At 69.2% G+C, this 22,601-nt stretch carries 20 protein-coding genes; 4 read left to right on the top strand and 16 right to left on the bottom strand.

The genetic code is table 11. The features are described 5' to 3' along the window. The gene (locus ACIRJT_RS19315) at nucleotides 1–327 is read right to left on the bottom strand and encodes a transcriptional regulator (protein ID WP_403910713.1); all 327 of its coding nucleotides are present in this window, start codon (nucleotides 325–327) and stop codon (nucleotides 1–3) included. 390 nt (nucleotides 328–717) lie between these two features. On the opposite strand from ACIRJT_RS19315, the gene ACIRJT_RS19310 reads away from it, so the two are divergent. Next, nucleotides 718–1,611, top strand: coding sequence for a helix-turn-helix domain-containing protein (locus tag ACIRJT_RS19310; protein ID WP_403910711.1), 894 nt, complete (start codon nucleotides 718–720; stop codon nucleotides 1,609–1,611). Nucleotides 1,612–1,667: 56 nt separating this feature from the next. Here ACIRJT_RS19310 and ACIRJT_RS19305 read toward each other — a convergent pair whose 3' ends face one another. From ACIRJT_RS19305 to ACIRJT_RS19295, 3 genes are read right to left on the bottom strand one after another with little or no spacing between them, the layout of a single operon-like run. Beyond that, nucleotides 1,668–2,855, bottom strand: a complete 1,188-nt coding sequence (locus ACIRJT_RS19305; RefSeq protein ID WP_403910709.1) for an amidohydrolase family protein — start codon at nucleotides 2,853–2,855, stop codon at nucleotides 1,668–1,670. Next, nucleotides 2,849–3,997: an MAB_1171c family putative transporter gene (locus ACIRJT_RS19300; protein WP_403910708.1), complete on the bottom strand. Its 1,149-nt coding sequence runs from the start codon at nucleotides 3,995–3,997 to the stop codon at nucleotides 2,849–2,851. Before ACIRJT_RS19300 ends, ACIRJT_RS19305 begins: the two co-directional genes overlap by 7 nt. Before the next feature lie 3 nt (nucleotides 3,998–4,000). Next, nucleotides 4,001–4,573 carry a hypothetical protein gene (locus ACIRJT_RS19295; RefSeq protein ID WP_403910706.1) on the bottom strand — a complete coding sequence of 191 codons (573 nt, stop codon included), beginning with the start codon at nucleotides 4,571–4,573 and terminating at the stop codon, nucleotides 4,001–4,003. Between the two features lie 1,423 nt (nucleotides 4,574–5,996). Here ACIRJT_RS19295 and ACIRJT_RS19290 point away from each other — a divergent pair. From ACIRJT_RS19290 to ACIRJT_RS19280, 3 genes are all read left to right on the top strand, one after another. Then, nucleotides 5,997–6,905: a DUF4394 domain-containing protein gene (locus ACIRJT_RS19290; RefSeq protein ID WP_403910704.1), complete on the top strand. Its 909-nt coding sequence runs from the start codon at nucleotides 5,997–5,999 to the stop codon at nucleotides 6,903–6,905. Between the two features lie 630 nt (nucleotides 6,906–7,535). Continuing rightward, nucleotides 7,536–8,120 (top strand): fasciclin domain-containing protein, encoded by a 585-nt coding sequence (locus tag ACIRJT_RS19285; protein ID WP_373453829.1) that lies wholly within the window; start codon nucleotides 7,536–7,538, stop codon nucleotides 8,118–8,120. 357 nt (nucleotides 8,121–8,477) lie between these two features. Beyond that, entirely contained in the window at nucleotides 8,478–10,064 is a 1,587-nt protein-coding gene (locus ACIRJT_RS19280) for a molybdopterin-dependent oxidoreductase (RefSeq protein ID WP_403910702.1), read from the top strand. Nucleotides 10,065–10,233: 169 nt separating this feature from the next. Here ACIRJT_RS19280 and ACIRJT_RS19275 read toward each other — a convergent pair whose 3' ends face one another. From ACIRJT_RS19275 to ACIRJT_RS19220, 12 genes are all read right to left on the bottom strand, one after another. Next, a complete protein-coding gene (locus ACIRJT_RS19275) occupies nucleotides 10,234–10,974 on the bottom strand; it encodes a class F sortase (protein ID WP_403910700.1) in 741 nt (246 codons plus the stop codon). Continuing rightward, nucleotides 10,971–12,626 carry a DUF4331 domain-containing protein gene (locus tag ACIRJT_RS19270; RefSeq protein ID WP_403910698.1) on the bottom strand — a complete coding sequence of 552 codons (1,656 nt, stop codon included), beginning with the start codon at nucleotides 12,624–12,626 and terminating at the stop codon, nucleotides 10,971–10,973. The genes ACIRJT_RS19275 and ACIRJT_RS19270 overlap by 4 nt, the downstream gene beginning before the upstream one ends. A 279-nt stretch (nucleotides 12,627–12,905) precedes the next feature. After that, nucleotides 12,906–13,409 carry a hypothetical protein gene (locus ACIRJT_RS19265; RefSeq protein ID WP_403910696.1) on the bottom strand — a complete coding sequence of 168 codons (504 nt, stop codon included), beginning with the start codon at nucleotides 13,407–13,409 and terminating at the stop codon, nucleotides 12,906–12,908. Between the two features lie 112 nt (nucleotides 13,410–13,521). After that, nucleotides 13,522–14,784 carry a hypothetical protein gene (locus tag ACIRJT_RS19260; protein WP_403910694.1) on the bottom strand — a complete coding sequence of 421 codons (1,263 nt, stop codon included), beginning with the start codon at nucleotides 14,782–14,784 and terminating at the stop codon, nucleotides 13,522–13,524. A 311-nt stretch (nucleotides 14,785–15,095) separates the two neighbouring features. After that, entirely contained in the window at nucleotides 15,096–16,730 is a 1,635-nt protein-coding gene (locus ACIRJT_RS19255) for a nickel/cobalt transporter (protein WP_403910693.1), read from the bottom strand. Beyond that, the gene (locus ACIRJT_RS19250) at nucleotides 16,727–18,082 is read right to left on the bottom strand and encodes a tetratricopeptide repeat protein (protein WP_360427710.1); all 1,356 of its coding nucleotides are present in this window, start codon (nucleotides 18,080–18,082) and stop codon (nucleotides 16,727–16,729) included. The genes ACIRJT_RS19255 and ACIRJT_RS19250 overlap by 4 nt, the downstream gene beginning before the upstream one ends. Nucleotides 18,083–18,190: 108 nt before the next feature. Next, nucleotides 18,191–19,792, bottom strand: a complete 1,602-nt coding sequence (locus ACIRJT_RS19245) for a DUF4331 domain-containing protein (RefSeq protein ID WP_403910691.1) — start codon at nucleotides 19,790–19,792, stop codon at nucleotides 18,191–18,193. Nucleotides 19,793–20,289: 497 nt separating this feature from the next. Further along, on the bottom strand, nucleotides 20,290–20,478 hold the full coding sequence (locus tag ACIRJT_RS19240; RefSeq protein ID WP_403910689.1) for a hypothetical protein: 189 nt from the start codon (nucleotides 20,476–20,478) through the stop codon (nucleotides 20,290–20,292). Next, a complete protein-coding gene (locus tag ACIRJT_RS19235) occupies nucleotides 20,475–20,729 on the bottom strand; it encodes a histidine phosphatase family protein (protein ID WP_256984871.1) in 255 nt (84 codons plus the stop codon). The genes ACIRJT_RS19240 and ACIRJT_RS19235 overlap by 4 nt, the downstream gene beginning before the upstream one ends. Then, on the bottom strand, nucleotides 20,663–21,196 hold the full coding sequence (locus ACIRJT_RS19230; protein ID WP_403910687.1) for a hypothetical protein: 534 nt from the start codon (nucleotides 21,194–21,196) through the stop codon (nucleotides 20,663–20,665). Before ACIRJT_RS19230 ends, ACIRJT_RS19235 begins: the two co-directional genes overlap by 67 nt. A 325-nt stretch (nucleotides 21,197–21,521) precedes the next feature. Next, complete coding sequence (locus tag ACIRJT_RS19225) at nucleotides 21,522–21,728, bottom strand: hypothetical protein (RefSeq protein WP_256984870.1); 207 nt, start codon at nucleotides 21,726–21,728, stop codon at nucleotides 21,522–21,524. Further along, on the bottom strand, nucleotides 21,725–22,420 hold the full coding sequence (locus tag ACIRJT_RS19220; protein ID WP_403910685.1) for a class I SAM-dependent methyltransferase: 696 nt from the start codon (nucleotides 22,418–22,420) through the stop codon (nucleotides 21,725–21,727). Before ACIRJT_RS19220 ends, ACIRJT_RS19225 begins: the two co-directional genes overlap by 4 nt. Nucleotides 22,421–22,601: the final 181 nt, after the last annotated feature.

Here is a 22,601-nt window from a genome sequence, read left to right as displayed (position 1 = left end):
TCAGCGGCCCCGCTCGGCGGCGACCGAGTCGCTGCGGGTGAGGGTGGCGTCGGCGAGGCGGAAGGTGTGCGGGCGGGTCCAGTCCTCGTCCGGCCAGACCCTCAGGATCCAGCGGGCGGCGACCCTGGATGTCGTCCGGCCCAGCTCCATCGACCGACCGGCCTCGTCCTGCACGATTGTGTGCGGGTGGGGCCACACCTGCGCGGGGTCGGTGAGGCTGACCCGGATGGTGGCTGCGCCCTGGATCATGTCGGCGAGTTGGGCGGCAAGGCGGTGTCGGCGGCTGGTGTCCGGGCAGGCCGGGATTCCGCTCGGCATGACGGGCATGCGATACTCCGTGGCTTGTAGGAGCGCGGTGCGGTGGTTCTCGTGCAAAAGCCCCGCCGCCCGCGAGATGTGAATCGGCGCCCTTCGGGGTGCCGGCCCGGCGCTTGGGAGCTGGTAACTCCCGGGCGCCGGTTCTTCGTTGCTTCGTCGTGTTACGGGCCCTTGGCGTGCATCCCCTGCCCCTCCCTGGCCCGCGTTCGGTCGGCACCCCCTCTTGCCGGGCACGCCGAAGGAGGTGTTCTCCTCCTCAGCCTCACGCCCTCGGCAGGCACGCAGCCTGGCCGGGAGGGATGCACGGCACCCCGTTTTTCGGTAGTCTGAAACTATCCCGGTTCACGCGAAAGGTCAACGAGTCGATAGTTCTTCGACTCGCACGAAAAAGAGGTCTCGATGCCAGCTCGCCACTTCGACAGAACAGTGGTGCGCGCCGTACGGCGGGCTGCCGAGATCCCGCAGGCTGGAGTGGGCGCTGCCGTCAGCGCTGCGGAGTCAACCGTGGCCGGGTGGGAGGCGGGATCAAGCGCTCCGGACCAGGAGAAGCTGCCGGGCATCGCACGTGTGCTCGGGAAGCCTCTGGATGAGCTGTTCCCCCGTGAAGGCCCGCCCGACCTGACGGACTTGCGATGCGACGCGGGCCTCTACCGGTACGAGGTGGCGAAGTTCATCGACACGAAGAGTGACGGCCCGGTGGCGGCGGCCGAGAGTGGCGTGCGGCGGCTCAAGCCGAAGTACGTGGCGAAGCTGGCAGCGGCGTACGGCGTATCGGAGAAGGCGCTGGAGCAAGCTCAGGAGCGCTCGTTCGGAAACGTCGTCGAAGAGGCCGGGGACAAGAGCGTCGCAGCCGCCGAGGCCGAGGAGCATCCCCGCGCTCTCGGGGAGAAGATCAGCTTCCTACTGGAACACTCCTACCCGGCGGGCGCAGTTCCAGGGGATGGAGAAATCGCGGAGGCGGTGAACCGGCATGCAGGGGCAGAGGTTGTCACGGCCAAGGAGGTCGAGGCCCTCCGAACAGGTGCCGGCGACGTCGACGGCCCGGACCCCGTTGTCCTGGAGGGCCTGGCAGAGTTCTTCGGCGTAGAGCGCATGTACTTCGAGCCGGACGAGGCCGTCGCCCGTCAGGTGTACCAGGGGATTCGTGTGTTGCTCGCATCTCGGAACGGGACGATCGGACGGGTTCGGGCTCGTGGCCTCGGCCCGGAGGGTCTGTCGCCCGAGGTGCTCTCGCTCCTGACGGACCTGCAGGCCGAGTTCGAGAAACAGGTCGGCTCCACGGACTACGAGTAGGGCCCTGCCCTCCGGGCCTCGGGAGGCTCCAGAGGGCAGGGCTCGGTCAGCCTCGACTACTCGGCTGGTGCGTTCGGCTCGTGTCGCCGACCGGAGGCGAATACGGCCCTGATGTTCTTGAGGGCGTCGAGATTCGAAAGCGGGTCCCCCTCGACAGCGATGAGATCCGCGCGGTAGCCCGGAGCGATACGGCCGGTTGTGGAGCCGAGCCCGAGGGCCGTGGCTGCGGCGGTCGTCGCCATGTTGATGATCTCGGCGTTCGCCAGACCGAGGTGGGCGTAGAACGAGAGGGCCGGTACCAGGCCGTTGAAGGTGGCGCGCTGCACTCCGGCGTCCGTGCCGGCGATCAGCTTCACACCCGCGTCTGCCATCTGGCGTACCAGGTCGAACATCCCGGCGGCGCGCTCCTCGCCGAAAATCGCGGGGAGCATCCGCCAGTGGGGGCTTACCGCCGGGCAGACGGTGATGTCACGGTCGATGATCTGCTGCACCACGTCCCGGCGGAAGTCGAGGCCGTCGCCGGTCATCCACGTGCAGTGCTCGATGGTGTCCACTCCGGCCTCCACGGCTGCGGCGATGCCGTCGGCTCCGTGCGCGTGGGCCGCGACGGGGACGCCCGCCGCGTGTGCCTCATCCACGAGAAGTCGCAGTTCCGCTGCAGAGAACTGGGATTCGTGACTTGCGGGCCCGCCCCGGGTGAGGCCGCCGCCAGTGACCATGCACTTGATGACCCCAGCACCTCGTTCGAGGTTGATGTGGATGAGGCCGCGGATCTCGGCTTCGTCCGAGACCTCACCGCCGAGGAAGTGGCAGTGCCCGCCGGGGGTAGTCAGGGGCGTGCCTGCGGAGACGAATCTCGGTCCCGGCGTGCGCTGGTCGGCAATTTCCGCAGCCAGGCGAAGTGCCAGTCCGTTCCGGTCTCCGAGGTCACGGGCCGTGGTGACGCCACTGAGCAGCAGTTCCTCCGCGCGTCGGCGCATGTCCGCGAGCAGGGCCTCATCCGTCGAGTGCTGGAGAGCGGACACGGGGTCGGGGCTCCCGTCGAAAGCGAGGTGTACGTGGGCGTCGATCAAGCCGGGCAGAAGCGTGCCGTCGAACACCGACCGCGGCACGTCGAGGGCGGTCTGCTCCTCGATCTCCTTGCGCGGCCCCACAGCCACGATCGAGTCGCCCTCGATCAGGACGGCGCCGTCGTCCAGATATGTGCCCGTGTCGACGAGCACACGTCGTCCGCTGATCAGCATGGTGCCTCCTTGATCGTGAGGGGGGTCGCGCGGTCTGTCACCAGCGCGTCGGACACCGCAATCAGTTGTTTCACATCTGCCGCTCTATCGCTCCCCAGCGTCATGGCGAGGGGGACCGCTCGGCGGGGCACGGGGGCCCCTTCCTTGATCCGGGCCGAAGCGCGCCGTAGCCGAGCTGCCAGCTCATCCGAGTCGACGTCGGGCGCTGCGATGCCGGTGTCGTCTACCAGGAGGTACGGGCTAATGGCGACCAGGCCGTCTCGGATCTCCACGATGCGGCGGTGGTAGCGGCGGTGGATTCCCCGAGCGCGTCGTCGGTCGTGGGCGGACGAGGATGCCGGCGGCAGAACGTTGTCGGGGAACGCCTCGGCCAACAGCTCCCAGAGGGCGGCGAGGCGGCGGTAATCACGTCGGTGCTGGAGCCAGAGTTTCGAAGAAGATATTCGGGCGCGGACTCCCGAGTAGGTGATCCCGGCCGTGAACAGAAGGATGGATGCGACCAACAGGAACGCGACCGCAGCCATCAGACGCTGGGGTACCTCGATGTCCGCCCAGCGGACGGCCACGATGAGAGCCCTGATCGCGCAGGCCACGGCCATCGCGCCCAGACCAACAGCCGCCATCCACAGCCCTGTTGCGTGGGGGCGCCGGGACATGCGTGCGTAGGTGCGGGTCCACCTGGCGGCGAGGCCCAGGACGTACGTCAGGTAGCACCCGGCCCCGCCGTAGAAGACAGCGATTTGCGGAACCGTCATGTCCGCGGTGCTGAAACTGCCGGCGAAGACCCCGTGCGGCACCGACACGGCAGCCAGGGTGATGACCACCATGACGGCCACGACGGCGACCGCCTCCTTGTTCGCCCTGCGACGGCTCGCTTCTTCGTCAGCCGCAGAGTAGAGGTAGAAGCACATCAGGAAGTACATAGCGACGATCAGCAGCACGTTCTGGACCAACTTCGCCGCCCCGTGCCCCGCAACCGTGTCGACGCCGGTCGCGCCTCCCGGCATAGCGATGGGATAGGAAAGCGTGGCGCAGAGGAGGCAGAGGGTCACCGACCGCAAAGGCGCGTCGTGGGGGGTTCGCCACAGCTTGTAGAGCTTCCAGGCAAGGGCACCCACGAGCCCCAGGAGTAGCAGTTCCACGGGTTACAGCCATCCTCGCCGGTCTCCGAGGGCCGACTGCACACGCCGCAGCGATGGGTCCTCCGAGAGGGGAGTCGAGTCGTCCAGCACTGACGCCCACTCCAGGATGATCGTCGCCGCGAGTTCGACGGAACACTCCTCGCCGTCGTCGTACGTGCACCTGCGTGCGACGCGTTTGATCGTCTCGGGATTGAAGACCGGAAGCATGGCGGCCCAGCCCTCCACCAAGACGGCCGACTCCTCGTCGGCGTCGAGCGCGGGGGTCCGCCCCGTCGCTTCGGCCGGCGCCTGCTCGGCGTCCTCGGCCTCCGCCACGAGGATGTGCCCTATCTCGTGGAGCTTGATGTGATCTTGATGCAGACGCGTCGTCTCCTGTTGGTACAAGATCACGTCATAGTCGTCGTACTCGACCCACATCCCCGTCGGCCCAGGCTTCGGCAGCGGCGCCTCCCGCAGGTAGAGGGGCCTCCCACGCCGACGGCTGAGCGCCGAGCACAGCTCCTCCACGTCCAGCGGGGGATGAACACCGAGGTCTTGCAGCTCCCGACGGAGGAAGCGATGCAGATCCTTTTCCACCGCCCGACGGCGGCCCAGTCCTTTTCGGGACTCCCCGCCCTGGGTCGAGCCCGTGGGCTCAGTGCGAAGGATCTTCCCAGACCACATGACAAATCCCTTCTACCGGTTAGTTCCCCCGAGCTAGGCGCGACCGCGCCGCTGACTCTCGGTTCCCTCCGCCCTGGCCCGGCGCGCGGAGTTGCCCTTCAGCTGACTCCTGCGCGACACCGCCGCAGCCCCAACAGGGGCCTGGGCCACATAGAGGTCCGTGTGTCGCTGTAGCGAATGAGCAATGCCTTAGCCACTCGCCTCGCCGGGGCTTCGGGAACTTCTTGGACAGTACGCGAAAGGTTAGACAGAGATTGACCGAAAACTCATCAGCGGTCGGTTCAGCCGGAGCGCTCTCACTTCCGCACAAAATGCACAAAATGCCCACCGGGGCGCGTCGCTCAACGCTCTGACATGCGGTTTCATCAAGCGCTGCGAAGGCCGCACTCCTGAGCGCCGGACGGCGAGGCCGTCGTCAATCCGAGATACGTCACAGCAAAACCCGACATGCGGTCGGTTACAAATGGTGCAAATAGACCACGCGATCACGCACGGACAGCACCGCCGTCAGACATAAGGTGCGGATGGCACTGACCGCTCGGACTGACGTGATCCAGCCGGTTCCTTGACCTCGATGGAGAATCCGGTTGCACGCGGCAGTCGATCCGCCGCACCACCCTCTCCGTGTCGCGGTAAAGACCCCTCGCTTGACCTGTTACCAGGCGCAAACTTCGCCGAGCGGAGGCTCATGCTTCTTCTGCCTCCATGACCTTTCGCGCGCCTGTCGACGCAGATCAGCCCAGTCGGCCATCCGTCCCGACGGAAAGAGTCGCCCCTCCGGCGACGATGCTGCCGCTCGGGGATGACAATGCCGCGCGAGGTCGTACGAAGCGGGCGCGGTTGCCGGGGCCGGACGGTGCTGACAGCGCGAGACCCTGGCAATCACGCTCAAGATCTCGCCGGCCGCCAAGTCGAAGCTGCGTCCGTACTCGGCGAACGCCGCCCAGCGGGGAGGGGTGGCCTCTCGCGGCTGAACATCCGCAAGAGGTGCGACGGGCGCTCGTCGCGGTACGGCTCGGCCAGGCACTGCGTCGTCCTCACACTTTCTGGGCAGCTTGGGCAGCCGGTACTGCGGGGGCGGCCACGGAAGATTCAAGGCCGCTTCCCGTGGCCCGCGAGCGGTCGCTCTCCCAACGGCAGACGAGACCTCGCGAACCTGTGTGCGAGCTTCGTCGAGGGCGCGGTGGGCCTGTCCCCGCCCAGTTGGAGTATCGGCCGCCCCTCATCGTGCGGGTGGGGGCTGGATGGGCCTGTGCGACGCGCGGCCCAGGTGCGTACGTGGTCTCGTCGCTCTTGACGCCCGATGGTCGGGAGTCGCACCTCGTAGGAGACAAAGATGCGCAAAGCAGTTCTCGTCGCGGCCCTGACCGCAGCGGTGTCCATGGTCGTGCCGGCATCGGCGGGCGCGTGGGCGGCCGGTCCGCTGTCCACGCAGGCCGTACAGGGCGGGCCCGGCCAGGGAGACACGTGGGAGCAGAGGGCAGGAGGCGACGGCCTCGCGGTGATCGGCCTGACCTCCGGTCAGCGGCTGGTGGAGTTCCGTACCGGAGCACCGTCCAAGCCGTGGCAGCTGGGCAAGGTCAGCGGGCTCAAGAAGGACACCAAGCTGGTGGGTATCGACTTCCGGGTGCAGAACGCCAAGCTGTACGGGGTCGGCGACAAGGGCGGCATCTACACCCTGAACACCCGCAACGCGAAGGCGGCCAAGGTCTCCCAGTTGACCGTGGGGCTGGCCGGCAAGTTCTTCGGCGTCGACTTCAACCCGGCGGCGAACCGCCTGCGCGTCATCAGCGACACCGGCCAGAACCTGCGCCACAACATCGACGACCCGGCCGCCCCGCGCACCACCACCGTCGACACCCCGCTGACGAACCCGACGACGCCCCCGTCATCGGCCAAGGGCGTGACCGGCGCCGCGTACACGAACAACGACCTCAACGCGGACACCGCGACGGCTCTGTTCGACATCGACACGACGAACGACCGGGTCTCGCTCCAGTCGCCCGCCAACTCCGGCACCCTCGCCCCCACCGGCAACTTGGGCGTCAACGCCGGTCCGAACGCCGGATTCGACATCTACTTCTCCCACCGGGCGCGCACGAACCAGGGCTTCGCGGCGCTGAGCGTCAACGGCGCCTACCGCTTCTACGAGGTAAACGTCCTGACCGGCCAGGCCGAGAGCATCGGAGCATTCCCCAAGAACCACCAGGTCACCGATGTTGCGCTGCCCCTGAACCAGAGCTGAGCACAGAGGGCGTGGTGCCGGCTCGCGAGGCCGGTACCACGCTCCGGCGTGGGTGCCGCTGCGCCTTTCGACAGTGCCAGGCTTCCCGTGGGACGAGTACAGGCAGGGGCGCAGGGAATCATGGCTTTGGTCCTCAATGCTTCCGACTTCCGGCTCCTGCTCCGGCCGTGGGCATCGCGTGAGATGGGACTGCAAGCGGGGGGCGTGACGGGGCATGCCGCGCTATTCCCGGTCACCACTCCGCCGACGAGACCCCGGAACGAGTTCAGCCGCCCGGAAGCGGGCCTGTTGCGGCTCGTCGATTTCCGCGATTGTGACGGACAGCTCCGTGAGTGCTCAGTAGAAGGCTCCGCGGCGACCAGGCTGGACGGGTGGGGCCGGAACTGGCCGGCTTCGAGTACGGCATTGACGATGTCGAGGAGCAGGCCGCCGCACGGCCTTGGGAGGCGGTTCTGGGTGTCGTCTGCTTCTATGGAGAAGATGGCATGTGGTGGTAGCGAGACTGCCTGAGCAGGGACCGGAGTGGACCGGACGGTTCGCACCGAGGCTCCTTCCACCAGCCGATTCGGCAGACATGCAGAGCCGCGGGCCTGAACTGGCGGCCCGCCCTCCCCGCAGGAGGAAACCTTCGTGAAAACGCCCCGAATCTCCCGTGCCGTGATTGCCGGCACTGCCGCAGTGGTCCTGCCCGTCTCCCTGGGTGTCATGGTGCCGCAGGCGTCTGCCCAGGCAGCGACGCAGGATCCGTACGGTCCTGCCTGTGCGTCCGTTCCCAAGGAGGGGAAGGGCAGTCTCGCCGGGATGGCGAAGGATCCGGTCGCGACTGCCGCGTCCAACAACCCGGACCTGTCGACCCTGGTGGCGGCGGTGAAGAAGGCCGGTCTCGTCGACACCCTGAACAACGCGGAGAACATCACCGTCTTCGCGCCCAGCAACGACGCGTTCGCCAAGATCCCGAAGGCGGACCTCGACAAGCTCCTCGCGGACAAGGCGGAACTGACCAAGGTCCTCACCTACCACGTGGTGGGTGAGGAGATCACTCAGCAGCAACTGGAGAAGGGGTCGTTCAAGACCCTGGAGGGTGGCACGCTGACCACTGCCGGATCCGGTGAAGTGTTCACGGTCAACGACTCGGCGAAGATCGTCTGCGGAAGCGTTCCCACTGCCAACGCGACCGTCAACATCATCGACACCGTCCTCACGCCGCCGAAGTAGAACTCTCCGTGGAACGCCGACGCCGGCAGGGCCTGCATCCGACAGGAGGCGGGCCCCGTCGGCGTCGCAACGAAGACCGACGGGGCCCACCTGTCGCGTCCTCAGAGGGGACTGGGGGCGCGGTCACGTGACCAGCGCTCCCGCGAGCGGGATGCACGGGGGCCTATTCCGTTCCGGCGAGGAGCCGCTGGCCGCTCGGCGGCTACTCATACGGGTTCCGGCCGCCCACTGGCCCTGCGGCTGTGGCCGTCTGCCTCCGACCGCAACCGTGTGTCCGTGTCGTGCATTCGGGTGGCATCCCGTCGGGCCGGCCTGGCAGGAGGGCGAAACAACCACAGTTGGTCTGGACTCTGAGATGTGACGACATCTGCAAAACTCTGGGTCCGTCTGCCTCTGGGGGCACTGAGCGGCCTGCTCGCCGGGTTCGCAGCCCTCGCGGTCGCCGAGCTGGTCTCCGCCGCGGTCCGCCCGCAGGCCGGGCCCCTCACAGCTGTAGGCGGGGCGACCATCGACCGTACGCCGACACCGGTCAAGGACTGGGCGATCCGCCACTTCGGCGAGGACGACAAGCTGGTTCTGCAGCTCGGCATCCTCGCCGCGCTGGCCGCGCTGGCCATCGTGCTGGGCGTGGTGGCACTCCGGTTCCGGCGGGCCGGCGCCGCAGGGGTTCTGATCTTCGGGGTGATCGGCGCGGCCGCCGCGCTGACCCGGCCGGACTCGTCGAGGTTCACCGACGCGCTCCCCTCGGTGGTCGGCGCCGTGGTGGCAGCGGCGCTGCTCTACTACCTCATCGGGCGGCTCACCCAGCCCCCTCGCGCCGGCAGGACCACGGCGGACCCGGATCGCGGCGCGGGCTGGGACCGCCGCGGGTTCGTCATCGGCGCCTCGGCGGCGGCGCTCACCTCCCTCGGCGTGGGAGCGCTCGGCCGCAATCTCACCGGCAACGCCTCGCAAGCGGCGGTCGAGTCGCGGAACGCGGTGCGGCTGCCCGCCCCGGCTTCGCCCGCACCTCCGCTGCCGCCCGGCACTCAGCTCAAGGTTCCGGGTATCAGCCGCTTCACCACGTCGAACAAGGCGTTCTACCGCGTCGACACAGCGCTGGTCGTGCCGAAGGTGGACGCCGACACCTGGCGGCTGCGCATCCACGGCAAGGGTGTCACCCGCCCGGTCACCCTCACCTTCGCGGACCTGATGCGGCGTGAACTCATCGAGCGGGACATCACCTTGACCTGCGTATCCAACGAGGTCGGCGGACCGTACGTCGGCAACGCACGGTGGCTGGGCGTACGGCTGGCCGACGTCCTGGCCGAAGCAGGTGTCAGATCTCCCTCGAAAGGTGGTCCCGCCGATCAGCTCGTTGCGCGCTCTGTCGACGGCATGACGCTGGGCTCCCCGGTGGAGGCCGCCATGGACGGGCGTGACGCGATGCTGGCGGTCGGGATGAACGGGCAGCCGCTGCCCTTCATCCACGGCTTCCCCGTCCGCATGCTCATTCCGGGGCTGTACGGGTATGTCTCCGCCTGCAAGTGGATCGAGGACATCGAGCTCACCACGTTCGACGACTACGACCCGTACTGGGTGAAGCGCTCGTGGGCCCGCCGGGCGCCGATCAAAACGCAGTCCCGGATCGATGTTCCCAAGCCGCTGTCCCGGTCCAAGACCGGAACGGTGATGGTCGCTGGCGTGGCATGGGCCCAGCACCGCGGTATCGACCGCGTTCAGGTCCGGGTCGACGACGGCCCCTGGCGGGACGCCGACCTCGCGACGGAGGCGAACATCGACACCTGGCGCCAGTGGTCCTTCCCGTGGGAGGCAACGCCCGGCAGCCACACCCTGACCGTCCGCGCCACCGAACGCGGCGGCGAAGTACAGACGGAGAAACGCACAGGCACCGTACCCGACGGGGCCAGCGGCTGGCCGTCCGTCGTCGTCACCATCGACTGACACTGCTGATGTTCGTGGTGACGCCGCAGGTGAGTCTGACCGGGCGTGTGCGCGTGGGCCGACCGCGCAGCCGGTCAGGCGTGCCGCCTCCCCCGGCTGACCTTGTGCCGTCGGCTCGCTGCCGACAAGGCGCCGGTCCGCTCGATTCCGCCGCCGTGAAGGTGCGCGTTCACTCCTTGTGCGGGCCCGCGCCAGTGAGGGTGGCATAGACGACGAGGTTGTCCCGGTACTCACGGCGGCTGCGGTCGTAGGTGCCCGAGCAGGTGATCAGGTGCAGGGCGGGCGGCCCGGTGGTCGTGTAGACCTGGCTGTCGGGGAAGGCGTCCTTCTCGTACTGGCGCAGGGCCCGGATCGTGAAGGTGACGGTGGACCGGTCGTCCCGCACCAGTGTGACTTTGTCGCCCGGGTCGAGCGTGGAGAGTCCGTGGAAGGCCCCGGGGCCGGTCGCGGAGTCGACATGGCCGACGATGACCGTTGCGCCGGGGCCACCTGGCCGGGGGCCGTCGCTCCACCACCCTATGTTCTCGGGCTTGTCGGGAACGCCGAGTCGGCCGTCCTGCTGGACTCGGAGGCCGGTCAGAGGCCGGTCGAGGCCGATGTCGGGTATGCGGATGCGGACCGGTGATGCGGGCGCCCGGCCGTCGGAGGCCGCGGCTCGGCCGGATCCGGGGTGAACCGGCAGGCTGCCTCGGTCTATTCGTTGCGGTGTTGACCCAGGGCCGGCGTCGGTTCCCAGGGTGACGAAGCCGATGCAGGCAAGGGCTGCCCCGACGGTGACGGCGATCGTTCCCGCGGTTCCCCGCCTGCCGGGTATTCGCCGTAGTCGCGGGCTGCGGGTGGCGGCGGCACGGGCCGGTCGCCCGATCCGCCATCGGCGGTTCGGGCGACCGGGGAGGAACGGGCTGTTCATGCCTGGCCGGTGCCGCGTCGTCGGCGCAGGGCCAGCACTCCGGCAATGGCCAGGAGTGCCCCGCCGCCCAGGGCGGTGACGGGTACGACGGGGAAGCCGTCGCCGGAGGCGAGGCCGCCGAGGCCGGCGCCGACGCCGCCGTCGGGGTGGAGGGAGTCGGCCTGGTTGACGGCCGCGGTGTTGGGGAGGGCGACGTAGGGGAAGGTGTCGCCGGGCTCGCGGTAGGGGGTGTCGACGGCGTCGCCGGCTGCCAGGGCGGGCACGATCTTCCCGGTCTGCGCGGCCCCTTCGAGGGCCTGGAGCTCGATGTCGACGACATCGTCGTTGAGCCGGCGGCCGTTGGGGAAGCCCGCCAGGTCCTTGCCGAGGACGCCGAGGCGGTTGGGCTTCGCCGCGGGCGGGACGGCCATGTTCAGGCGCAGCATTTCCGCGGGAACGACCGCGGCCTTGTCGACGTCCTGGTTGAGGCGCTGGGAGTTGAGGTCCGCCTTGATGGGGCCGCACTCCTTGCAGATCCCGGTGAGGAAGATCTCGACGAGGTCGTTGCGCGGGGTGGCGGGGGCGGGAACCTTGTAGATGTTCTCGATGAGCTTGGGGACGATGGGGTCTTTGACCTTGTCGACGACTGGGGTGATCGTGGCGTCCTTCTCCGGGCTCAGCGCGTTGAAGGCGTCCTTGAACTTCAGCGGCACGACGACCTCGTTGACGAGCGGGTTGCCCAGCCGGGAGACCTGCCGCCACTCATCGGCAATGCCGTCTTTGGCGACCGCCTTGCCGTCGTCCGCCGCCTGAGCGGAGGTGTCCTCACTGCCCTTGCTGCCGGCGCCCGTGACGTCGGCTCCTCGGCGGTCGGTGGTGGACCACACGCCGATGACGGGGTTGCGCTTGGCGTCGCCCTTGAGCGCCAGCGTCGACTTGGGCACCTGGACGGCGAGGGTGTTGATGTTGTAGCCGGCCAGCGTGTTGTGGCCGGTCTCCGAGAGATCGCCCCCGTACAGGAGGTCGAAGATCCTCAGGTCCAGGAAGAACGGGTCGGACGCCTGGCCGGCGAAGGTCGTCCCGCCGCCCGGCAGCGGAACCACGGCCTCCTTGCGCAGGGAGGCGTAGTCGGGCATCGACGCCTTGCCGACGTTCGAGGGCGCGACCGGCGAGTCCTTCAGGAGCGTCTTGGTGTTCCCGCTGCTGTCGGTGACCTTCAGGCTGTAGGTCTGCCGGAAGTTCAGGGTCTCGTCGTTCACCGACCTCACGACACCGGTGTTGTAGAGGAACTGGTCGGCGTCATCGCGGACGTGGTCGGTGAACTCCCACGTGTACGTCGTGTCCGGCTTGCCGTTGCCGTCCGCGTCGATCTTGATGTTGTAGCGGGCGTCCTCGGCGAACGGGTAGAAGTTCGGGCCGCCGTTGGGCTCCTGGAACGGGAGCCAGTTCGCCACCAGGGTGACGGTGTCGGGCTTGTCCGGGCTGGTGAAGGCGTAGACGTCGGTGTTGTCCGCCCTCGGGTCCCCTGCGATCAGCGGCGCCTCGCGGTGACTGGAGGCCGAGCTGGAGGCGGGAGTGAGGCCGGTGACCGCCGCGGCGGTCAGCAGGGCCAGCGCGCCGGTGGCGGCGAGGGTGCGCTCGGCCCGGCGGGAAGCGGGGCGGCGTCGAAGCATGCGGGGAGCGTGCATGGGGGTCCGTTTCCGGTGAGAGCCGCTTGCCCTCCGGAAAGTCCAGTTGGGGCGGCTGGGAGCTGAAGCTTCCAAGCGCCGTCCGGGCCCGCGCGAGCTCGCCCTGAGCTACGAGGAGCACGCGGTGAAAGTCCCATAATGTGACGCTGGGCTGCACTCAGGTCACCATGCGTGTGTTGTGCCCGCAACGACGGCTGAGCCGAACGGGGGCGCGCTCCGGTCAGGGCCCGGCCCGGCCGGATGGACTCGCGGCGCGGCAGAGGCTCAGGCGTGCGCCATTTCTCCCGCGGTTGCCAGGGGCAGGGAGCGCAGGGCGTGTACCAGGTCGGGCCAGGCGGAGATGTGTGCGGCAATGGCAAGGTCGGTGCCTTCGAGAAAGGCGAGATGACGAACGGCGTGCGCCACGACGTGGCCGACTTCCAGGTCCGGGGGGGACGGATGGCCTGGCCTGGGGGAGCGGGCAATCCTGTGCGGTTCCGGTAGCGGGGTACCAGGCTGGTCAGGAGCGGGGTCCGGGTGGACGAGGTAGGTCAGGGTGACGCCGCCCTCGCGTGTGGCACGCCAGCTGGTCGAGTGCACCATATGCGTCTCGTCGTGTTCGCCAAGGAGCGCGAGATTCCTTGCGGCACGGTCCGGGCTCACCCCCCTGCCAAGCGCCGTGATCAGCCGACGATAGGCGAAGCCCTCGATCGGATCGTGCCGCAGCAGCACCACTTCGACGGCGACCGGCGGCGCATCAGGCGCTTCATGCGGGGCGAGCGGCATCATGCACGGCTCCAACGTCGGCGAGAGAGTCCGAAGGGGAAGGCCCCCTCTGCCGATCTTATTGCAAAGACTGCGCAAGTGCGCAAATCAACTTAAAAGGGTTCTTCGGTGGTCTCTACGCCTGCGAACGTAAGCCGGTCTGCTGGTCGTCGGTCTCTTCCTCCCACCACCATTCGCTGCCCTCTGCGGTGTCGTGCAGCCGGACGCCGCCGACTGCCACGGCATCGCGCACCTCGTCCGCCAGGTCGTAGGCACCGTCCGCACGCAGCCTCCCGCGCAGGCCGAGAAGGGGCACCAGGATCCGCCCGAGGCTGCGCTCCGGCTCGCTCAGACCACGCCCGGCGGCCTCAGCGAGCCGGCGGATCATGCCGTGCAGGACCGTGCGGGCCCACTCTCCGCCCTGGTCCTCCTCCATGTCAGCGCTCCACGCGGCGATCACCGACTCAAGCTCCACCGCCACCTCGGCCATGGTCCCGGCGTCCCGCGCCTCCTGCGCCGAGTCGAACCGCAACTCCGCTGCCGCAACGGCCTCCTGCAGTGTCGCCGCACCGCCAGTGCCAGCCGTGGCGGCGCGGTGCGCGGCACCGGCATCGGCATCGGCATCGGCATCGGCAGGACGGCGAGGCAAGGGGACCACTGCGGGTTCCGTTCCTGTTACCAGGTCGCGCAGTTGCTTCAGGGGCAGCGTGGTGCCGCCGGGCACCGGGACGCTGGCTCCCCGCCGCCGGATCGTCATGACACCCCGTCCCCACACACGTACTAACGAGGTACCGAGATCCACGATGACAGCCGTGTGCTCATCGATGCCGAGGACGGCGCTCTCGTCGGGGAGTTCGTGCTCCAGGGCGGCGAGGCGGGGCTCGCCCAGATAGCAGAATCGGGTGTCGTGCGTGCCGCCCTCGGCGTTGTCGTAGTGCGGGATCACCGCGACCGGCAGGCCGAGCGCCCCGAGCAGATCCAGCCCGGTGAGCCATGCGGGAGGATGTCCGGCCTTGTACACCTCGTAGACGGGCAGCGCCACGAACCCCACGGTGCACGCCGCCGCGGAGGCCATCACCGTCACGCCGTACCCGCGTGCCACCCGCTCGCGCAGGATCTCGCCCAGACGCAGAGTGTGCCAGCGGTTCAGCGCGTACGAGGGGCTGCCGGGCCCCGAGAACACCCAGTCCGCCCTGCGCACCAGGTCACGGACCTTGTCCGCGTCGCCGGCGCCCGGCGTACCGATCGAAGGGGCGTCTGCGCTCATGTCCGGAGCGACCACTGTCGCGAGGCTCACAGAGCGTCGGAAGTATTCGCGGGCACGGTTGGAGATGTCTTCGCGGTTGACCTGAAACCCGTAAGGCGTCTCCAGGATCACCGCATCGGCGTCACCGCCCACGTGGGCGACCAGCTCCCGGTGCAGTGTGACCATGGTCGGGCTGGTCTCACCGGAGCCCATCAGTACCAGAAGTCCGTTTCCAGCGTTCACGCCCACCCCGCCGCCCCCGCTCAGGGTGAGCGGACCTCCTATGCGTACCCGGGGCGCATCCACCGCATGCCGCCGCCCGGATCGCGGACGGGTCGACCATCGCTGCGCGCGAGGACGGAGCCTCCTGGACTCGCCGCAGGGGCATCGTGCGGACTCCTCGCGTCGGTGGGTGAGGTCTGCCTCCTCGGTATGTGGCGTCTCCCGCAGGGGGTTTGCGGGAGCTAGCCGTTCCCGGTTGCTGCCCGCAGGGTCAGGCCGAGGCCGACGGCGACGACGAGGAGCGAGGTGATGACGGGTCCGGTCCGTGCCAGCTTCCGGAGCAGGGGGTGGTGGCGGAGGGTTCGGGCCCGGTCGTGGCTCTCGATGCGTTCGCGCAGGCGGACGAGGAGGAGGCCGACGAGGGTGAGGGTGGTTGCCATGCCGAGTCCGTAGCCGATGACGAGGAGGACGCCGAAGGCGGTGCGTCCCAGGGCGACGGCGCCAAGGAGGACGACGAGGGCGGAGGGGCTGGGGACCAGGCCGCCGGCGATACCCATGCCGATGAGGCCGGAGCGGCTTGTACGCCGGGCGTTTCGGGGAGCCGTTGACGTGTCCGCTGGGTGGTGCTCGTGGTCCGGCGGGGCGAGTGTCGCGACCGTGGGGGTCGCCTGGAGTTCGCCGGCCGGCGCGCTGTCGTGTGCGGAGGCTGGGGTAACGGGCCCGTGGTCGTGATCATGATGGTGGCCGTGGCCGTGTTGGTGGTCGACGTGGCTGTGGCTGTGGCCCGGGCCGTGGTGATGGTGGTTGTGTTGCGGCCTGCCCCGGACGGCTCCGAGGAGGAGCCAGAGACCGATGGCGGTGACGAGGAGTCCGCTGGCGGCTCCGAGCCACATCAGGACGGTCTCTCCGGCCAGGTGGGTGGAGACGGGCAGGGCGAGTCCGAGGACGAGGACGCCGGCGGTGTGCGTCAGCGTGACGGTGGCTCCGACGGTGAGGGCGTCCCGTCTGGTGCCGCGGCGGCCCGCGAGGTAGGCGGCCATGATGGTCTTGCCGTGGCCGGGCATCGCCGCGTGGGACGCCCCGAGGACCAGCGCCAGGAACAGAGCCAGGAGTCCCACGGGCAGGGTGATCTCGCGGGCCCCGACCAGCGCGTCGAAGGCCCCGGTCACCTTGGCCAGCACCCCGCTGATCACGCCCGCGCCGGGGAGCTCCGCCACCACGGCCGGGACGGCGCCCGCGCCCTGCCCGGGTTCGCTGCGCAGCGATGCTGTTCGCTGGTCGAGCGGGGAGGCGAGGGGGTCCTGCGGGTACTGGCGCAGCTCGCGGGTGGCGGAGGTTGCCGGTACGTCGGTGCGGGTGATCCTGACGCCCTGGCCGGTGGCGGTCATCTCGTGCCAGCCGATGCGGGTGGTGTCGTAGTCCGTCTCGGCCTGGATGCCGGTGGGCTCGGTGAGATCGGCACGGGTGGTCAGCTCGCAGGTGAGGCGGCTGGTCTTCAGACCCGCTTCCCCGTTCTCGTACACCAGGGTGGCCGAGGACTGCTTCCAGTCCGCTCGCTTACCGCCCAGGCTCAGGTGGAGCTGTTTCCTCAGACCGGAACACGCTTCCTCGGCGTAGGCGCGCGACTCACTGTCGCTGACGGTGTCGTCGTGGTCGGAGTCGACGACGGGACGTTCCTGAAGCGCCGCGATCTCTGCTCGGTCGACGATGATCCGGGTGTCGATCCGGTCGGGCCGAAGGACGAGCCCCGTGTGGTAGTTGACGCTGAAGTTGCCCAACGGGTGGGCGGCAGCTGCGGGGGCTACTGCCGCGCTCGCGACGGCGGCGAGTGCGGTGGCGGTCAGCGTGGTGAGGGCTCGGCGCAGGGTGTAATTCATGGCGTGGTGTCGATTCGCTGGAGCAGGTCACGGGCGGCGTCGGCGTGCAGGGGGTGGAAGGCAGGCTCACGAAGTGCTTCGGTCAGGTCGCGGCGGGCTGCTTCGGTATCGCCTAGCGCGTGATGGACGACTGCCCGGTGGTAGCGGAACAGCGCGCCGCGCATCCCCGTAGCCAGGGCCTTGTCGGCCTGGACGAGTGCTTCAGTGTCCCGGCCGGCCAAGTGCAAGGCCCAGGCGTACGCGTCGTGGACGGCGACGAAGGGGCGGGTGCGCAGGGTCTGTTCGGCCATGGTGACGGCTCTTCGCGGATTGCCGTGATCGGCTTCGAAGAGGATCGCGTCCGTGTCCGCCGGGTCGCCCGCGGCTTCTCGGATGCGGTCCTGGGCGCGCAGGAGGGTGTACTGCTCTTCGGCCTGTTCGCGGTGGCCCAGGGACTGTTCGAGTTCTCCCAGGCCCAGCAGGTAGTGCGGCAGGGGCGCGATGGCGATGGCCGCCCGGTAGTCGGCGAGGGCTTTGGCGGTGTCGCCGAGTGCCAGGTGGGCGCGGGCCCGGGTCTCCAGGAGCGCCGAATCGCCCGGGGCGGCCCTGAGTCCGGTCTGTGTCCGGGCCAGGGCGGCTCGCGGGTCGGCGTCCTGGAGGTCCAGGGTGGCCAGGACGTTGTGGGCGAACGAGGTGTCGGCCCGGGTGGCCGCCGCCGCCAGAGACCTGTGCATGAGGGGGCGGGCCCGGTCGATGTCCCCCTTCAGCTCGAAGGCGTAGGAGGCGCGGGCGAGCGATGCGGCGTCGGGGCGCAGGTCCGTCATCTTCTGGACGGCCTTGTCGGCTTCCTCGTAGCGGCCCAACTGGGTGTAGGCATCGGCCAGGACGCCGTAGGCGGAGGAGCTGTACGGGCCACTGGCGGTGGCCTTGCGCGCCCAGCGCAACGCGGCGGGGAAGTCGTGGCGTGCCGCGGCCAGGGCCCCCATACCAATCTCGGCGTCCGTGTTGCCCTCGGGATGCACCGTGAAAGAGGTACGCAGCGCCTTCTCGGCCCGGTCGTAGGTGGCCGGGTCGGCGGTGGAACGGGCCTGCTGGACGTAAGCCATGCCCAGGGCGGCCCAGCCCCCCGGATCCTTCGGTAGGCGGGTCACCCGGGCCTGGAGCGCCTCGATCGACCCACGTGGTGGAGAAGCCCCCGGCCGGCCTTGGCCCGACGGACGGGAAACGGTGGTCTGGTCGGGCGCCAGCATGACCGCTCCGGCGGCGAACATCGCCGCGCCCAGGGCCAGGGTGACCACGATGTTCCGCAGCCGCCTGCCGCCGTGTGAGGGGGGTGGCGGCTGGTGCGGGGGTTCGGTGTGGTCCGGGTGCACGGAATTTTCTCCCGAATGTTCGATGCTGCTGGAGCCGCGGTGCCCGGGCCGGGGCAGTGATCTTCGGCCCGGCCCGGGCACCGCTTCAGATGTCCGTCGGCTGCCGGTTCAGCTGTCCTTGCCGCGGCGGCGGAGGCGGAAGCCGCCGACGCCGAGGAAGAGCGCGCCAGCCCCGGCGAGCGCCGCCGCGTGGGTGGGCTTCATGGCGGGGCTCGCCGCGGTGTTCTCCGCCGAGGACTGCTCGGCGTTGCGGCCGGCCGCGCCGGGGCCGCGGTTCACGTTCTTGGTGTGCGGCAGCGCGACGTACGGGAACGAGGTACCGAACGGGACCTCGTTCGTGTCGACCTTGTCGCCGTCCGCGAGCGCGGGCACGAGAACACCGGTCTGGGCGGCGCCCTCGACGGCCTGGAGCGAGATGTCGATGACGTCGTCGGCGAGGCGGCGCCCGTTCGGGAAGCCGGCCAGGTCGCCCGCGAGCACTCCGAGGCGCTGGGGCTTCGCGGTGGGCGGCACCGCCATGTTCAGGCGCAGCTCCTCCGCCGGGACGATCTTCTTGAGCGGCGCGTCCTTGTTGAGGCGGTGGGCGTTCAAATCGGCCTTGATCGGACCGCAGGCCTTGCAGATACCGGTCAGGTAGATCTCGGCGAGGTCGTTGCGGGGCGTCTTGGGGGCCGGAACCCCGTAGACCTGCTGGATGAGCTTGGGCAGGATCGGGTCGTACACCTTGTCGACGACCGGCTGGACGGTACGGTCCTGGCTGGGGTTGAGGGTGTTGAAGGCGTCCTTGAACTTCAGCGGGACGACGACCTCGTTGACCAGCGGGTTCCCGAGGCGGGAAACCTGCTTCCACTGCTTCGTGGCGCCCTTGTCCCGGGAGTCGTCGAGGGTGACACCGCCGCGCTCGGTGGTCGACCACACGCCGATGACCGGGTTGCGGGAGGAGTTGCCCCTCAGCGCGAGCTGCTTCTTGGGGACCTGGATCGCGATGGTGTTGACGTTGTAGCCGGCCAGGGTGTCCTGACCCCGCTCGCTCAGGTCGCCGCCGTAGAGGAGGTCGAAGACGCGGAGGTCCGCGAAGAACGGGTCCTCGGCCTGGCCCGCGTACGTCCTGCCGCCGCCCGGCAGACCGAAGGTCGCCTGCTTGCGCAGCGCCGCGTAGTCGGGCATCGACGCCTGACCGGTGCGGGACGGAGCGGCCGGCACACCCGACAGGAGGGTCCGGCTCTTTCCTCCGGTGGTCACGACGAGGTCGTAGACCTGGCGGAAGTTCAGGTCCGGGTCGTTCAGCGAGGTGACCTGGCCGGTGTTGTAGAGGAACTGGTTCGCGTCGTCCCGGTAACTGCCGCGGAAACGCCAGCTGTAGGTGACGTCGGCGACGCCGTCACCGGTGTTGTCGACCTTGATGTTGTAGCGCAGGTCGTCGCCGAACGCGTAGAAGTTCGGGCCGCCGTTGGGCTCCTCGAACGGGATCCAGTTCGCCACCATCGTGACGGTGTCGGCCTTGTCCGGGCTGGTGAACGCGTACACGTCGGTGTTGTCCGCCCGCGGATCACCGGCGATCAGGGGCGCCTCACGGTGGCTGGAGGCCGCGCTGAGGCCCGGGGCGAGGGTCATCGCTCCGAGTCCTGCGGCCAGAGTGGTGGCACCGAGCACGAGCAGGGACCGGTCCAGGACACGTCGTGAACGGGGCCTGGCCTGGGAAACCTTCACGGCATTCCTTCTGTCTGCTGCCCCCTGCCAGGCATGCGTCGGGGCATGCGAAAGCGAGGGGTGGGCTGATGGGGATGGCGTTCGGTGCCGCGGCGGGAGGTTGTGCACCGAGCGGTCTGGCAGGAAAGGACCGAACGACGGAGCGGCTCGAAACGCGGGCCCGCCGGCACCCAAAGACTGCGCAGCCGTAGACAAGCACGCCGAAACCCCGGCCCGCACGCATCCCGAATGGATTCCCCGGTCGGGCACGCGGTCCGCGAAGGGTGAACAGGCCGGTGGGAGCGGCAATTCAGCCAAGCGAACAGTCCAGGAAAATTGGCGACGACACAGTCGCCGACCACTGGGCCGAAAGGGGCACGCCCGCCTTATTGCAAGCTGCTCGCAATAAGGCGGGAGAGGGAATTCGCTCTTCCGGCGCACCGAGCTCATCGGGAAGACGCCCGCCGCAGAGACTTCCGGTTACGGTGTGTCGCTACCAGCTTGGACTTCTACCGAGATCAGCCGCTCCCCCCGAACTTCCTTCGCGCTGCTTGTGGAGGGCGCTTGCCGTGGTTCTCCTCGCTGAGCTGGCTGAGCTGGCTCAGGTTCCTGCCGGCGCGCTCCAGGAACCCGTTCCAGGTGTCGGAGCCGTTGGCCCAGGGCGTGTCGGGGTGAGCGTGCGGCCCGCCGTCGGCGGCCGTCTTCACCGCGTCCCAGGGCCGTCGAGTCGGTCGTCGTGGTGCGCGGGGATCTGAAGCGTCTGGGCGATGATCTCGCCGGTCTGGACGAGGCGGATCCGCGGGCCGGTGTAGATGACGTCGAAGGGCTTCTTCAGGTGCTCGGTGGCCAGGCGCCGTGCGGCCTGTTCCGCTTGGGCGTACCCGAGGTTGGTCAGGCCGGTGCAGGTGCGCGGGCCCCCGACGAGGCCGTTGCGGCCGACGTACGAGGCGGTGAGCACGGCGTGCAGGCCCAGGAAGCTGTCGAGCTGGCCCCGGTCCGTCTTGCCAGCCGGGCGTCGTGGCGTCGGGCTGCCGCGTTGTACTCGAGCAGGGCGGTGGTGACGGCTTGGTCCGAGAGCGGCCCGTAGGTCAGGTGGAGCGTCGCGACGATCTTGGCGAGGTCGTACCCCAGCGGGGCGAGGGACAGGTCGTCGGTGTCGACGGCGACGATGTCTTGCGTGGTGATGATGAAGTTCCGCGGGTTGCTGTCCTTGCAAAAGGCGCAAGGGCCCTCGGCGGTCGCTTCCGGCAGGCCGAGCATCGCGTGCAGTGCCGTCTTGTTCGGCAGGTAGCCCTGCTCGTGGCGTCGCCGCAGAGCGACCTTCCGGGGACCGAGGTAGTCGTCGAACTGCGTGCCGCCCTGAAAGTGGTGCGGGGTGTCCATCGCCGCGGAGTGCAGGTCGCTGGCCCAGGCGTGGCTTCGCACACGACAGTGAGCAGCGTTTTGACAGCAGTTCGGGAGGCACTGCGGTAGCTGGCCAGCGTCGAATGTTCACGGCTTTGAGCAGCAGCTCGGGGGCCGGCAGCGAGATCGGCCGTCTGCCGCTTCCGGAGAGGCAGGGCGAAAGCGCTGGCTACGGGGCCAGGTGGTCCGTCGTGGCGGCGCCGTTGCCGGGCACCAGGCCCGTGGTCCGTGTTGCTGCCCGACGCCGTGAACATCGACATCGCCGCCGTGCAGGTGCCTTCCGCAACGGTGAACAACTGCTGACGCGAGTCGTGAACAAAGCCACAGGCGGCACCGTGGGCGTGGCCTAGCAGTTCCGCCACGCGCGGGAAGTCTTTTCGGGACGTACGGGGCGGCCCTCGATCCGTTCGAACGTCAAGGACTGCGGTCCGGCAGTGTGGAGGCCCGGCTGCCGCAGCGGCTTGGCGTGCGCGGTGAGCCACCGGTAGTGGCGCACCGCCCCCGCCACACGCTCCGGTTCCGCGTAGTGCTTGGTGAACGGGACAGGGCTCATGTCAGCTCTCCTCCTTCCTTCGGCTGGGCGACGACGAAGGTGATCCGGGACCGGGTGGTCAGCGGCTGGTCGGGAAGGAACTCGTGCAGGGCCGCGGCCAAGGCCCCGGGGTTGCCGTACAGGCCGGGCGCGAGGTCGTACTTGGGGTTGGTGGCCAGGTACTGCGCCGTGTGGTCGTGGCCGTCGAAAGTAAAGAGGTGCTCCCCGTCCAGGACTGCGATCACGTCGAGCGGGGAGGCGGCCAGGTCGGCGAGGTTGCCGCTGTGGGCTGCGGTGTAGAGGCTCTCGTGCTGAGAGGCTGGCGAATCGAGGCCGGCGGAGGCGACCCGCTGGTCCATCTCCCGGTAGCTGTCGAGGGCCTTGGTGACGAGCACGGCCAGACCCTCGGGGGCGAGGACCCTGGCGATCTGCCCGACGACGTCCTCGGGGTGCGGCAAGTGGTAGAGGCAGAACGCCGCGACGACGACATCGCTCGACCCGTCGGGCAGAGGGAGTTCGTGGAAGTCGCCTTCGACGAACTCCACCTTGCTGTCGGGCAGGTCCTTGGCGCGCTCGCGGGCCTGGGCGAGCAGCGAGGGGTCGGCGTCCAGGCCCACGACGCGCTTGGGCCGGAGCTGCTCGGATGACGAGGCTACTCGTGCCGCGACTGCAGCCGATGTCGAGCACCACGCCGAGCCGGTCGGGCCGGGCATGGTGGGCCAGCACCAGGCTGACGGTCGTCTCGGGCACTGGGTGTCCGGCGGTCTTGGCGCGCATCAGGGCGCTGGTCCGCCCGGCCAGCCGCGAGGCGTGTCCGTACAGCGCCGACTTCCGGGCGGGGTCCAGGAACGGGTTGGGCTCGTTCATGCCGCACCCCCCTGACCGGGGGCACGG

The organism is Streptomyces sp. NPDC102283, assembly GCF_044766265.1.
In the GTDB taxonomy this organism is placed as follows: domain Bacteria; phylum Actinomycetota; class Actinomycetes; order Streptomycetales; family Streptomycetaceae; genus Streptomyces.
This window is presented reverse-complemented; position numbering and strand designations above follow the sequence as displayed.

What these genes read in the sequence shown, in the direction of transcription:
- ACIRJT_RS19315 (WP_403910713.1), bottom strand. Translation starts at nt 327, where the DNA reads ATGCCCGTCATGCCGAGCGGAATCCCGGCCTGCCCGGACACCAGCCGC.
- ACIRJT_RS19310 (WP_403910711.1), top strand. Translation starts at nt 718, where the DNA reads ATGCCAGCTCGCCACTTCGACAGAACAGTGGTGCGCGCCGTACGGCGG.
- ACIRJT_RS19305 (WP_403910709.1), bottom strand. Translation starts at nt 2,855, where the DNA reads ATGCTGATCAGCGGACGACGTGTGCTCGTCGACACGGGCACATATCTG.
- ACIRJT_RS19290 (WP_403910704.1), top strand. Translation starts at nt 5,997, where the DNA reads ATGCGCAAAGCAGTTCTCGTCGCGGCCCTGACCGCAGCGGTGTCCATG.
- ACIRJT_RS19275 (WP_403910700.1), bottom strand. Translation starts at nt 10,974, where the DNA reads ATGAACAGCCCGTTCCTCCCCGGTCGCCCGAACCGCCGATGGCGGATC.
- ACIRJT_RS19270 (WP_403910698.1), bottom strand. Translation starts at nt 12,626, where the DNA reads ATGCTTCGACGCCGCCCCGCTTCCCGCCGGGCCGAGCGCACCCTCGCC.
- ACIRJT_RS19265 (WP_403910696.1), bottom strand. Translation starts at nt 13,409, where the DNA reads ATGATGCCGCTCGCCCCGCATGAAGCGCCTGATGCGCCGCCGGTCGCC.
- ACIRJT_RS19255 (WP_403910693.1), bottom strand. Translation starts at nt 16,730, where the DNA reads ATGAATTACACCCTGCGCCGAGCCCTCACCACGCTGACCGCCACCGCA.
- ACIRJT_RS19225 (WP_256984870.1), bottom strand. Translation starts at nt 21,728, where the DNA reads ATGAGCCCTGTCCCGTTCACCAAGCACTACGCGGAACCGGAGCGTGTG.
- ACIRJT_RS19220 (WP_403910685.1), bottom strand. Translation starts at nt 22,420, where the DNA reads ATGCCCGGCCCGACCGGCTCGGCGTGGTGCTCGACATCGGCTGCAGTC.